At 35.8% G+C, this 13,146-nt stretch carries 11 protein-coding genes; 8 read left to right on the top strand and 3 right to left on the bottom strand.

Annotation, left to right across the window (positions count from 1 at the left end):
* Positions 1–3: 3 nt before the first annotated feature.
* Positions 4–867, top strand: a complete 864-nt coding sequence (locus tag AMS59_RS15330; protein WP_053484615.1) for a metal ABC transporter permease — start codon at positions 4–6, stop codon at positions 865–867.
* On the top strand, positions 864–1,286 hold the full coding sequence (locus tag AMS59_RS15325; protein WP_053484614.1) for a Fur family transcriptional regulator: 423 nt from the start codon (positions 864–866) through the stop codon (positions 1,284–1,286). Before AMS59_RS15330 ends, AMS59_RS15325 begins: the two co-directional genes overlap by 4 nt.
* A gap of 302 nt (positions 1,287–1,588) precedes the next feature.
* On the opposite strand, the gene serC is transcribed toward AMS59_RS15325, so the two are convergent.
* Positions 1,589–2,680 carry a 3-phosphoserine/phosphohydroxythreonine transaminase gene (serC, locus tag AMS59_RS15320; protein WP_053484613.1) on the bottom strand — a complete coding sequence of 364 codons (1,092 nt, stop codon included), beginning with the start codon at positions 2,678–2,680 and terminating at the stop codon, positions 1,589–1,591.
* A gap of 1,049 nt (positions 2,681–3,729) precedes the next feature.
* Between serC and AMS59_RS15315 the strand changes: the two genes are divergently transcribed.
* The gene (locus AMS59_RS15315) at positions 3,730–4,269 is read left to right on the top strand and encodes a hydrolase (RefSeq protein ID WP_053484612.1); all 540 of its coding nucleotides are present in this window, start codon (positions 3,730–3,732) and stop codon (positions 4,267–4,269) included.
* A 35-nt stretch (positions 4,270–4,304) separates the two neighbouring features.
* Here AMS59_RS15315 and AMS59_RS15310 read toward each other — a convergent pair whose 3' ends face one another.
* Positions 4,305–4,814, bottom strand: coding sequence for a PCYCGC motif-containing (lipo)protein (locus tag AMS59_RS15310; RefSeq protein ID WP_053484611.1), 510 nt, complete (start codon positions 4,812–4,814; stop codon positions 4,305–4,307).
* Between the two features lie 79 nt (positions 4,815–4,893).
* A complete protein-coding gene (locus AMS59_RS15305; protein ID WP_053484610.1) occupies positions 4,894–7,206 on the bottom strand; it encodes a YhgE/Pip domain-containing protein in 2,313 nt (770 codons plus the stop codon).
* A gap of 191 nt (positions 7,207–7,397) precedes the next feature.
* Between AMS59_RS15305 and AMS59_RS15300 the strand changes: the two genes are divergently transcribed.
* The 5 genes from AMS59_RS15300 to AMS59_RS15280 all read left to right on the top strand — a co-directional run bounded on the left by AMS59_RS15300 (position 7,398) and on the right by AMS59_RS15280 (position 12,705).
* Positions 7,398–7,877, top strand: a complete 480-nt coding sequence (locus AMS59_RS15300; RefSeq protein WP_053484609.1) for a co-chaperone YbbN — start codon at positions 7,398–7,400, stop codon at positions 7,875–7,877.
* Positions 7,878–7,975: 98 nt separating this feature from the next.
* Positions 7,976–8,677, top strand: coding sequence for an O-linked GlcNAc transferase (locus AMS59_RS15295; protein ID WP_053484608.1), 702 nt, complete (start codon positions 7,976–7,978; stop codon positions 8,675–8,677).
* Between the two features lie 380 nt (positions 8,678–9,057).
* Positions 9,058–11,235 (top strand): EAL domain-containing protein, encoded by a 2,178-nt coding sequence (locus AMS59_RS15290; protein ID WP_156304689.1) that lies wholly within the window; start codon positions 9,058–9,060, stop codon positions 11,233–11,235.
* Between the two features lie 168 nt (positions 11,236–11,403).
* Positions 11,404–11,961 carry a hypothetical protein gene (locus tag AMS59_RS15285; RefSeq protein WP_053484607.1) on the top strand — a complete coding sequence of 186 codons (558 nt, stop codon included), beginning with the start codon at positions 11,404–11,406 and terminating at the stop codon, positions 11,959–11,961.
* A 90-nt stretch (positions 11,962–12,051) separates the two neighbouring features.
* Entirely contained in the window at positions 12,052–12,705 is a 654-nt protein-coding gene (locus AMS59_RS15280) for an alpha/beta hydrolase (RefSeq protein ID WP_053485096.1), read from the top strand.
* The last annotated feature ends 441 nt before the right edge of the window (positions 12,706–13,146 follow it).

Below are 13,146 nucleotides of genomic sequence, written 5' to 3'. Positions count from 1 at the left end.
ATAATGATCGAAGCAATTTTGAACTATGAATTTTTACAAAATGCCTTTTTCTCTGGGCTATTAATTGGCATATTGGCACCGCTACTAGGTGTTTTTATTGTCGTTCGCAGGCTCTCGCTTATTGCAGATGCCTTGTCACATGTGACACTGGCAGGTATAGCGGGAAGCTTATATATCAGCCAATCTGTTACAGCCTTGGCAATGCTAAATCCAATTTACTTAGGCATACTGGCCTCTGTCAGCGGTTCAATATTAATTGAGCGTCTTAGACGTTTATATAAGCACTATGAAGAGCTTGCGATTCCGATTATTATGTCAGGTGGGATTGGTATTAGTGCTATATTTATCTCGCTTGCAAGTGGCTTTAGCACGGATTTAATGAGCTATTTATTTGGTTCAGTGTCAGCTGTATCACGTCAGGATTTATGGGTCGTGGTAGGAATTGCTGTCATTGTTATTATCTTTTTGTTTATATTTTTTAAGGAACTTTTTGTTTTATCTTTCGACGAGGAATATGCAAAAGCTAGCGGTCTGCCTGCACGTTGGATTCATCTCTTATTTATGATTGTTACAGCGCTTGTTATTGCTGCAAGTATGCGCATCGTCGGTATTTTACTTGTATCATCACTTATGACGTTACCAGTGGCTGCTGCAATGCGACTGGCAAAGGGCTTTAAGCAAACAATCATCTATGCAATTGTCTTTGGCGAAGCGGCTGTGTTAATCGGTTTAGTCAGTGCCTTTTATTTAGATTTAGCACCTGGTGGTACAATTGTCGTCACTTCTATCTTAATTTTGTTACTTGTTATACTAGTGAAGAAAATAGTATTTAAGATGGCTACAAAACGGGAGGAGGTAGCGCAGTGAATGTCTCTAGAGCGTGGGAAATTTTAAAAGAAAATGGCTTTAAAAAAACAGATAAGCGGGAGTTATTATTAGATATGTTTGCAGCAACGGATAAATATCTAACTGCTCGAGACTTATTAGATGTTTTGAAAAAAGATTTTCCAGGTATGAGTTTCGATACGATATATCGCAACCTTGCAACGTTTGTGAAGCTAGGAATTTTGGAGGAAACTGAGTTATCTGGGGAGCGAAATTTCCGTATGCATTGTGAATCTGAACATCATCACCATCATTTTATTTGTATGGATTGTGGCAATGTTAAGGAGCTAAATCTCTGCCCTATGGAAATGCTTGGAGAAAAGCTGCCAGACTATGAAATTGAAAATCATAAATTTGAGATCTATGGTAAATGTCCAGATTGTAAACATGAAACGTTGTAAAATCTGAAATGACAATATTTGAAGAAAGGGGTAGTTCCAAGTGAGGTTTCGCTTGGAACTACCCCTTTAATAGTAACTATGTTGTTTTAAGTAGCTTCAATTTTTTTTGTACAAAGGTCTTCCCCGACTAGTATTGCGCAATACTCTAATATTCTATGATTTTTGAGTGCAAGGAGATTGGTTATATGTCCGCCAGGCATTTAAAAAGATGTATTCCTTAAAAATTGAATAGAAGGATTGTCTTCTTTCCGCAAATATTAAAAAGACGAATGATTACGTGAGTAAATCATTCGTCGATTTTTTTATAATTGATGTTTTTGTTGGAATTCTACCATAAAGTCACGTAATGCTTCACAAGCTTCTAACGGTACAGCATTATAAGTAGAAGCACGGCAGCCGCCTACAGAACGGTGTCCATTAAGTCCAACAAATCCTGCTGCTTTTGCTTCAACAAGGAATTGTTTTTCAAGCTCTTCATCAGCAACACGGAAAGTGATGTTCATTAAAGAACGACTTTCAGGTGTTGCATGACCTGTATAGAACCCGTTGCTATTATCAATAGCATCATAAATTACTTTTGCTTTTAACTCATTATACTTGGCAATTTCAGCAACGCCGCCTTTTGATTCTACCCATTTTAATACTTCACCTAACATATAGATACCAAAAGTTGGTGGTGTATTGTATAAAGAGTTACTGTCAGCATGCGTTGAATATTTAAGCATTGTAGGAATATTTTTATTCGCTTTCTCTAACAAATCTTTGCGAATAATAACTACTGTTACACCAGATGGACCAAGATTTTTTTGAGCCCCTGCATAAATAAGACCAAATTTACTTACATCGACGGGTTTAGAAAGAATATCACTAGACATATCCGCAACTAACGGTACATTACCTGTTTCAGGGAATTCTTTCCATTGTGTACCGTAAATCGTATTGTTTGAAGTGATATGCAAATAAGCATCTTCTTCATTGAATTGGATATCTGCTAAAGCTGGGATATTGCGGTATTTATTTTCTTTTGTACTAGCAGCTTCTACAGGCGTACCAAATAATTTAGCCTCTTTGAATGCTTTTTCAGACCATGAACCTGATAATACATAGCTAGCTTTTTGATCTGCCTGAAGGAAGTTCATCGGTATCATAGTGAATTGAAGACTAGCTCCACCTTGTAGGAAAAGAACTTCATAGTTTTCTGGGATAGCATAAAGCTTTTTCAATAAAGCAATTGCTTCATTATGTACTTCGTCGAAAATGGCACTGCGGTGGCTCATTTCCATAATAGACATGCCTGAGTCACGGAAGTTTACTAATTGTTGTTGAGCTTTTTCTAATACTTCTAGTGGTAGGGCAGATGGGCCTGCGTTAAAATTGTATGCACGTTGTGTCAAAGTGGTACACTCCTTGTTTGGTTTTATAAGGTTAAACCTTAATTATAGGGTTTTTAGTCCCTACTAATTGGTTATTGAATCTATCAGGCTTTTACGGTCAGTTCTAAATCATCTAGTAAACTATTTTCTTTTATTAGATTTTTTAGATTGAGCAGATTACTGACCGTTAAAGCGGGATAAAGTGAAACTTCAATCAGCAGGGGTTTTTCATCCCCGGCTGGTTGGTAGTTGAACCAATCGGGCTTTTACGGTCAGTTCTAAATCATCTAGCAAATTATTTTCTTTTATTAGATTTTTTAGATTGAGCAGATTACTGACCGTTAAAGCGGGATAAAGTGAAACTTCAATCAGTAGGGGTTTTTCNTTGGTAGTTGAACCAATCGGGCTTTTACGGTCAGTTCATAATCATCTAGATAACTATTTTCTTTTTTATTTTTTAGATTGAGCAGATTACTGACCGTTAAAGCGGGATAAAGTGAAATTTCAATCAGCAGGGGTTTTTCATCCCCGGCTGGTTGGTAGTTGAACCAATCGGGCTTTTACGGTCAGTTCATAATCATCTAGCAAACTATTTTCTTTTATTAGATTTTTTAGATTGAGCAGATTACTGACCGTTAAAGCGGGATAAAAGCACTTTACTGGATTATAACTCAATTTTCAAGAGAAAAAATAAAATTCTCACTATTCGAGCAGAATAATGACAGGGTCGCAACAAAATGTACACAATTGAGTTAAAATTCAAAATAGCGTTTTCGGTTTAAATACGAACAAACGAAAATATAGATGTACATATATGAGTTAATATTTCGTGATTTACACGTTGCATAAACAGTGGGGTTATAAAATGTTCGTGTTTATTCAAATGGAATTTCTCCTATCAAATATGTACTCGCTTGCACATTCCACTCCAGAAGGACGCTTTCTGCGGGTGTAGTCTACATCTACAACTTTTGGACAAATTGGATGGGCGGAATATTGCTAACCTTCAACATAAACCAAGTAACTTTCGGTATAATGAATTGTGAAAACGGATAGAAGGGGTGTTTTAAATGTTTACAATAGAAGAAGCGTGTTTAGTTGTCGTTGATGTACAAGGGAAGTTAGCGACAATTGTTGATGAAAGTGAAGCGGTGATTGAAAATGTGGCTAAGCTGGTACAAGCTATGCAAGCATTGGAGGTACCAATTTTATGGCTCGAGCAAAATCCTAGTCGTTTAGGAGGGACTGCGTTAAATATTGCTCAGCATATTCAAGGTCAACAACCTATTGCTAAAATGGCTTTTAGTGCTTGCCAAGAACAAGAGTTTGTCGATGCATTAAAGGCAAGTGGGCGTTCGCAATTTATCGTGACAGGTATCGAAACACATATTTGTGTCTACCAAACAGCCCGACAGCTAAAAGAACAAGGGTTTGAAGTTGAAGTTGTTGTAGATGCAGTGTCCTCTCGTACGAAGGCCAATAAAGAGATAGGGCTTGAAAAGATGAAGGCACTTGGAATTTTACCAACAAGTACTGAAATGATTTTATACGAGTTACTACAACGTGCAGATCATCCACATTTTAAAACGGTGTTACAACTCGTTAAATAACAAAAAAAACTCATCATAATGATGAGTTTTTTGCATTAAGCAGGCATATCAGTCGGTGTTGGTTTTGCGTAGCCTTCTTTATATGTGTCATCAATTTTTTGACGAATTTCTTTCAGGCTCATACCGTCTTTATGCATTTTTGCAGACTGTACAGCAATTTCTAGGCAAACAAGACAACGGGTACCGTGATCATCCCAGACAATTGTTCCATCCTCGCGCTTTTCCTGAATAAAGCAGTTTAAATTGCTTTTATGTCCAACTGATTCGCCACATCCACAATAGCATGGCATCCACTCTAAAATTTCAGTAGATTGTCCAGCGATTTGATACACTAAGCGAATATCTTCTGATTTATTGTTTAAAAATGATGGTAAAACATCAGCTGATGCAGTCTCCTCCTGAATATCTCCGGAAGCATGTCCATGTTCTGCGTGTGAAGCTTCTTTTTGTGCTTCATTCTGATTTTTTTCAACAACTTGTTTATCTACACCACAAGCACTTAACACTAATAACGACAAGGCAAAAATAGATAGAAGTTTTTTCAAGAAAAGCGCCTCCTACATGTTTACAATACTTCCATTATAACATTGTTCGTTGAAACATTTACAAGGAGGCAAGTGAAAATCAATGAAATATATCTGATCCGCGTGTTTTGTTCATGAAATGTTCCATTTTCTCACTCAGCAATTTTTTCAAGAACACACCAAATAGAATGAGAATGAGCCAGAAGAAAGATAAAAAGGCAAGATCAACCCATACCTTTGACCAAATAATACCACCAACTGCTTCTCGCATCATTCCAATTGCATAAGTGAAAGGAAGAAATGGATTTATTATTTGGAAAAACTTAGGTAGTAATTCTACGGGATATGTGCCACCCGAACCAGCAATTTGCAGCACTAACATGACAATGGCTAACGCTTTTCCAACATTGCCGAATACGGATACTAGCGTATAGACAACCGTAATGAACACTAAGCTAATAAATAGCCCAAATGGAATAAAGAAGTATGGAGCGCTAATGGATCCATCTAAAAGAAGAACATCTCCTATTGTAATAATGAGCGTTTGAATAAATGAAAAAGTTGCAAATGTTAATAAACGTCCAAAGTATATTTGGCGAATACTGTATTGATGATTGTCGTGAATAGCTACAGATAAAAGAGAAATTAATAATAAACAACCAACCCAGATGGAAAGCACAGTGTAAAATGGCGTCATAGCTGTTCCATAATTTGCAATTGGAAACATTCTATGTTCCTGAAGCTTAATAGGCTCCTCAAAGAAATTACGTTCAGCATTAACGTCGTTTTTCAATAATTGAACGATTTCAGAAATATCAGCTTCACTTTCTAATTTTCTCAGCTTGTCTGCAAGAGCCTTAATTTTTGTACTTAAAGCAGGGAAATTTGATTGTACTGTACCAATTGTCTTATTAGCTGTTGCTAACATATTTTTAGCATTTGTTAAACGATCTGTTGCTTGAGGCAGAAAACTTTTTACATTCGTTAGCATAGTTGATGCATTTGTTAACGTATTTTTCGCAGAAGACAAGGTCGTATGAATTTGTGGCTCTAGCTTATCGTTATAATGCGTAAGGAATTGATGAAGATTGTTAGAAGCATTTTGTGCAACATTTTGAACATCAGCCAGATTTTTTTTTATCGTTTCGACATCAATAGTATTTAACTGCTGTACTTTAGTTGAGACGTCTGTTAGTAATGTGTTTAGCTGATTTAGTGCTGTTAGAGAGCTTAAAGAATAATCGGTTACACTAGGATTTGCCTGTAAATCTCCACGAATAGCTTCAAGTTGTTCAATAATTTTATTATTCGTTAGCAAAGTTTTAACAGCTTCAGAATTGCTTTGCTGCAGCGCCGTCAGGATGTTTTGTACTTTGTTTTCAAGTTGTTTACGAGTCGAAGCATCAGCTTGTGTTAATTTTTGAAGCGCTTCAAGTGTTTGGATGCTAGTATTTACTTTTTCACGTGATGTATCTAGCTGGTTTTTAATCGTCTCCTTTATTTGTGCAATAGTAGCTGAATCAACATTAGCATTTTGTAGCTTCCCTAATATATCTGTAAATCGTTGAGCAATATTTTGTACAGCTTCTAAATCTTTTTTAATGATAGGGGATAGTTGATTAAACAGTGTATCAGCTTCATTAATCAATGTTAAACCTTGATGGATAGTTGTAAGACCATCATTTGTTAATTTTTCAACCTCAGGAACTTGGGTAATCGTGTGGTTCAGTAATGTTTCAGCCTCTTTCCCACCTTTAGCAGTTTGCGCTAAATATGTTTCAATATCTGGGAGATGCTGTTCGATTGTAAAAATATAATTTTCAAACTTTCTAAAGTCTGGAATTTCCCTTTCCATCTCAACACCGAGCGTATTAAAAATAGAAAAAAGTGTGCCATTGACAGTTGAAATAAACTCACTAGATACTTGTTGCGTTAGGCCACTAGCACCTTTACTTGTAATTTTGGGTGCGATTGGATTTATTTTTTCATTTACAAAATAGTCGATATGCGCTTTAGTAGGCACATTTGACAAGATGGAGGTTAGTTTTTGAGAAAAATCACTGGGGACCACAATAACCGCAAAATAGTTACCGTTTTTTAAATTATCAATGGCTTGTTCATGAGAGGTAAAATCCCAAGTAAAGTTTTTATTGGTACCTAATTTGTCTACTACATCGTTACCGACATTAATATCCTCGCCTCTAACATTCGCTCCTGTGTCTTCATTGACAATAGCAATTTTCATGTTTTCTGTATGAGCATAAGGATCCATAGAGGCGTAGATATTGAGCCATGCATAAAGAGAAGGTAAAAAAATAAGCCCACCAATAATGACAGCAACTACCCAGTTTGTTAAGATATTATGGATATCACGTTTATAAATTTGAAAAACATTTCGGATAGTGTGTTTCATATTAACCACCCCACATTCGTATTAAGCATTCTATATGTATGTTCCCAAACTTGGGCCAAATTATGTTTGGATTATGTAAAAACTTATTTTCAAAGACTTATTAGTTTACTAGGGTTTAAAAACAATTTATAATCAATCGCGAATACACTAAAAATAGGGTTTTTAGTGTAGCAAAGGAGGAACACATTCTCGTGAAAAAATTACTTATTATTGGCTCAGTGATTGTTTTGTTATTTGTAGCAATTATTGTGCTAACGAATGTATCAAACAACAGCAAATTAGCAAGTGAAAAAAATCCTTATGGCGACAAAGAACTGAAACAAGAAACAATTGATCAATTGGATGATAAAAATTACCAAAATATTATGTTACCTGACGAGCTTGAAAAAAAAATAAAAGCTGGTGAAGATGTAAATGCTTATTTCTACAGTCCAGTATGTGTACACTGTAAAGCTTTTACACCCAAGCTAATGCCGATTGCTAAGGAGCTTGGCGTTGATATTGCTCAAATAAATGTTTATGAATACCAAGATTTATGGGATAAATACCATATTAAAGCGACACCAACTTTTATACACTTTGAAGGTGGTAAAGAGGTTAATCGTTTTGTAGGTGCGTTATCAGATGAAGATTTGCGTGCATTTTTTAATAAAGAAGTATTAAAAAAATAAGTAAAGCTGAGACTGTATCAAAAGTTATTTTTGGTCAGTCTTTTCTATTTCTGTAGTGTATACTTATACTGAAGAGTTATACATTGGAGGAATATTGAATGACAATGGATGATTATTTTTATAATGGTGAGCTAATGAAGTGTTATGAGGCGGCTAAGCAAGTTACAGATGAAAACGAGAAAGCGTTAGCTGATAAATATATCGAATTATTAGAAGAGTATGGTTTTGCTAGCTATCCAAAGACTACACTGGTTGTTGAAACTCAACAAGCAGAACGAGCGGATGAAAGTTATCCTGAGTCGGATACCGTCGTCGAAATTCGTGCGATAAAAGATGAAACAGAGTTTTCTAAGCGTATTAAAGAACTTGAGAATGTAGCGACAACAGGTACTCCAAATGAAAAGGCACATTCATTTTTTACACAGGGTGAACTATTTTTGTTTGCACATCAGTACAACGAGAGTGTCCATTGTTTTAGACAAGCAGTAAAAGAAAACCCTAACAAGGCGTTATATTGGGGAATTACAGGTCAAACGATGCATCGCTTTGGATGGATGCCATTTGATGCACTAGGCTTCTTAGAGCAAGCTATTAACTTAGATCCAAAAAATGCGCGTTGGAAATGGAATAAAGCACTTGTTCTAATACAATTAGCGAAGGATTTGCAGATGGCGCCATTTATGGCAAATGCTGCGATTACATTGGAGGAGTCACTAGCTGTTTGTGGCGAGCATCAGCGATCATTAAAAGATGCTATCCAAAATACTATTGATAATATGGATAGCTATGTATTTTCATAGTAGATAGAAGATGTCTCAAAAACTGAGGCATCTTTTTTATCTTCATTCAGCAAATGTTTTTTAACGGCAGTAATTCATCTGTACCGAAAGCGAAGCGTCAGGTACAAAATTCTCGCCTCAACAGTCAGCGAAAGCACAGAAAGTAGGTGTGAGATGAACTGCCCGTAAAAGCCCGATTGGTGAAAACTAATAATCAGTGGGAATGAAGAAGACCCTCCAGTTATTAAAGTTTCACTTTATATTATCTTTTAGTCCTAATTTTCACTCTTGTTTTGGTTGAAAAGTCGTTACTTCGCGGGAACTTTGTAGTATAATTATCCTAATTGTTAATGGAACAGTAGATAGAGAGAATTATTTAGTGATTAACGAGGGGAGTAATTATGTGGAAGTTTAATGAGGATTTTTCTTTTGTGAAGCAGGGCATTCAATTCATCCTATTATCAATGATTTTATTAATCGTAATTGGTTTGGGTAGTGATAAATTTTATGGGATATTCGGAGAGAACAACTATGTAACGATTCATTTAATGATGGAAATGCTTATTACTGTGGTGACAATGTCTATTTCAATTCAGACGTGGTTAATTACGCCCTATATTTTATCTAATAAAGTTCTCTATGCAGGGGCTTTATTTTTAGCCATTAGCTTATTAGAAATGGCTCACGTACTCTCTTATAAAGGAATGCCATTTTTCATTACTGAGAGTACGCCGTATGCATCAACATGGTTTTACATGCTTAGTCGATTACTATTATCGATTGGTTTTCTCTTCATTTTTTTTATAAAGGAGAAGGAAATCAAATCATTTTATCGTTGGTTTATTTATAGCTTGCCGTTTGTAATAATTATTGGTTGTTTTGTCGTCATCTATGCCCCAATGTCTATATTGCCGCCTCTTATGATAGAAGGTGAAGGTCCTACTGTTTTAAAAAATACTTTGCAATATTTAGCTGTAGCGATACATTTGGTAATTATGGTTCTATTACTTAAAAATTTTGAAAAAGCACCCAAAATTATATTTTTATTGTTTGGCAGTACGATTTATTTAATTATAAGCGATTATCTTTTTACAATTTATCGAGATGTCTATGATATTAAAAATTTTATTGGACATATTTTTCAGTTAGGTGCATTTTATCTGTTATTCAGAGCAATTTATTTTTCTTCTATTGAAAAACCTTTTCAGCAGTTAGTTGATACACAAGAGCATTTAGAAAAATCTCGTGAAAAGATGCATTACATGGCTTACCATAATGAGATTACAAATTTGCCAAATGAACGTTTTTTAATGGAAACATTAAAAAACGATTTATACATATCTAAATCACAAAAGGCAATACTTGCTATCGGTATAGAAAGAATTTCTGCTATTAAAGCGTCTTTAGGTAGTACATATGCAGACCAAATGATAGGTCTAATCGCGCAAAGATTGAAAAATGTTTTACCGGAGAAGTATTTACTATGCATACTGAGAGAAGACTATTTTGTCGTTTATATGGATGAGGTGAGCGATACCCATCAATTGACCCAGCTAAGTCAACAGCTTCAATTTGTCATGGAAGAATCATTCCAAATACAACATTTTTCTTTAAATAGTCAATTAAATATTGGAATTGCTTTGTTTCCAACAGATTCTTATAGGGAAGAGGAACTCATTAGATTTGCACTTTATGCTATGCATGAAGCACAGAAAACACCAACACGTATACGATTTTATGAGTCTTCGATATCTAAAGAAACGACTGAACGACTTTTAATAGAAAATGATTTACATAATGCTTTAGCTAATCAAGAGCTTTTTTTAGAATATCAACCGCAACTTGATTTACATACTGGCCAAATTAAGTCAGTAGAAGCTTTAGTCAGATGGCAGCATCCGAAAAAGGGGTTGATTTCGCCTGGAGTCTTTATTCCAATTGCTGAGGAAACGGGATTAATAGTTCCTATAGGACAATGGGTATTAGAAACAGCCTGTAAACAAGTAAAGAGTTGGGAAGCAGCTGGATTGCCACCCATTAAAGTAGCGGTCAATCTGTCATTAGGTCAACTTTTCCAGCAAAATTTAGTTGAAATAATTCATAATGTTCTTGAGAAAACACAATTAGAGCCAAAGTATTTGCAGCTAGAGATAACGGAAAGCATGACGATCAATATCGATCATATGACGACGATCTTACACAAATTGAAGGCACTTGGGGTTACGATCGCGGTAGATGATTTTGGGACGGGCTATTCATCATTATCTTATTTAAAGGATTTCCCTATAGATTGCTTAAAAATTGATCGGTCTTTCGTTCAGAAAATACAATCGAACTCTACAGATAAGGCATTAGTTGACATGATCCTCTCTATGGCAAAGCATCTACAGTTAAAGGTAGTCGCAGAAGGAATAGAAGAGATAGAACAGCTATCATATCTAATAGAAAGCAAATGTGATACTGTACAGGGCTTCTTATTCAGTAAACCAATACATCCAAATATATTACAGGAGAACTACCAAACGCTTCACAATGAGGCAAAGTATATTTTAGAGTCAATTACAGCTTCAGAAGTATAAAGTGTTCATACAACATCCTTGTTTTATCTGACAAGGGTGTTTTTTTGTTAGCTATGTAAATCTATGGCAGCCTCTATGGCAGATCTAAACGCTACCCATTTCTTTCTATTCTACAATCATGATATGATAGTGGAGAAATGATTTGTAGATATAAAGGACGGGTTTTTGATGGCACAAGAAGTGGCAAATAAATTTATTGAAAATGTATGTAATCATTTAGTGCGCAATATGAATATTACGAAGGTTGAGGAGCACTTTAAAGAAGTAATAGAGATGCAGCGTAAATCAGCACATTCTCAAATTGATTTTTGGGATAGGTTAATGATGAATATGCTGTATTTTACTGAAAATGAGCAAGTTTGGGAAAAGGAATTTTTGAAGATGCTCGAAAAGAAAGAATGGTTAAAGACCACTGTACTTGAGGAAGAGCTATTGATGCATCAAATGCGTATTCGTCAGCAGGTCGCGGAACAAATGGACGCCGCTAAAGAATTGTTTCATAAGCAATATGTGACAGACAATGTGACAGAGGAAGATATTGTTTACGATTATGCTTATAGCTCTGCTGGAAATTCAATGCGCGTAGATTTATTAACAGTACTTGTCTCAACACCAGAGCAATCAAAAGTGCTATTTAACGCAGATCCACAAGAAACGATTCGCATAATAAACGGCTATATTGCTTATCACACTGATGGGATTATTAATAAAACAAAAATAATATAGGTTTGGCTCATCACTAAACAATAGGGCGAAGGGCCAATACTTATGCAATATAATAAGGGTTTAGTAAGTTCACCTGAAAGGAATTTTATAATGAATACACCATTTACATTTAAACATACACAACCAACGAATATGGACCCAAATAAAAAATATCCAGCGATTTTTTTATTACATGGAATGGGTAGCAATGAAGATGATTTACCGCAATTAGTGCAGGACTTTAAAGAGCAATGCCATGTATTTAGCTTACGCGGACCTATTACGCAAAAGCCTGGCTATGCTTTTTTCACGATCCAAGATGTCGGTAATCCAGACCGTGAAATTTTTGATAAAGTGTTAGTTGCAATACAACGATTTGTGTTAGAGGCAATTGATGAATATCAAATTGATCCACATAAGGTGTACGTGCTGGGATTCAGTCAAGGGGCAGTTTTGGCACAGTCACTAGCTTTTGCAATGGGGAATTTAATTACAGGAATAGTAGCATTAAGTGGCTACACGCCAAAATTCGTGACAGAGGAATATGCAATTCGCCCAGTGAATCATTTACATGCATTTATTTCCCATGGTGATTATGATTATGTTATCCCGTCACAATGGGGTGCTGAAAGTAAAGAAAAATTTGAGCAATTTGGTGCTACTGTGACATTTAAACAGTACCCAGACGGTCATGGTGTTACACCTGAAAATCTGCGTGATCTAACTGCATTTTTAGCACAAGAATTACAAGATAATATTCAATGAAATGAAAAGCCGAGACACGAATGATGTCTCGGTTTTCATGTTTTTGAAAACTATAATAATAAATAAAGTATGGTTCTCTGACAACGCGAGGGGTTGATTTTCGTTCCGGCTGGGCGCTTTGTTGTTGCTGACGCTACGCTTTCGCACAGTTAAAACATTGTTGCTGACGCTACGCTTTCGCACGAACGGAAAAGTGCTCCGCTTTGGAGAAGAAGTGATCGGGTAGAACGGAAAAGTGCTCCGCTTTGGAGAAAAAGTGATCAGATAAGCCATCTTCTCCTCTTCGATAAAGAAGCGCTCAAATAAATCCGAAATCTGGAACGAAAATCACCTTTATTTAAACCGCGCAGCGTTCACAAAATTCGTAAGCCCGAATTCAAAAAAATATGCGCACCTCACGGCACGCACGACAAATGGCCAGCTTTCTGATATTTTTTTCAG

Source organism: Lysinibacillus sp. FJAT-14745, from assembly GCF_001275675.1.
GTDB lineage: Bacteria > Bacillota > Bacilli > Bacillales_A > Planococcaceae > Lysinibacillus.
Note: the sequence above shows the minus strand (reverse complement) of the source record. Positions and strands in the feature narration are given on the sequence as shown.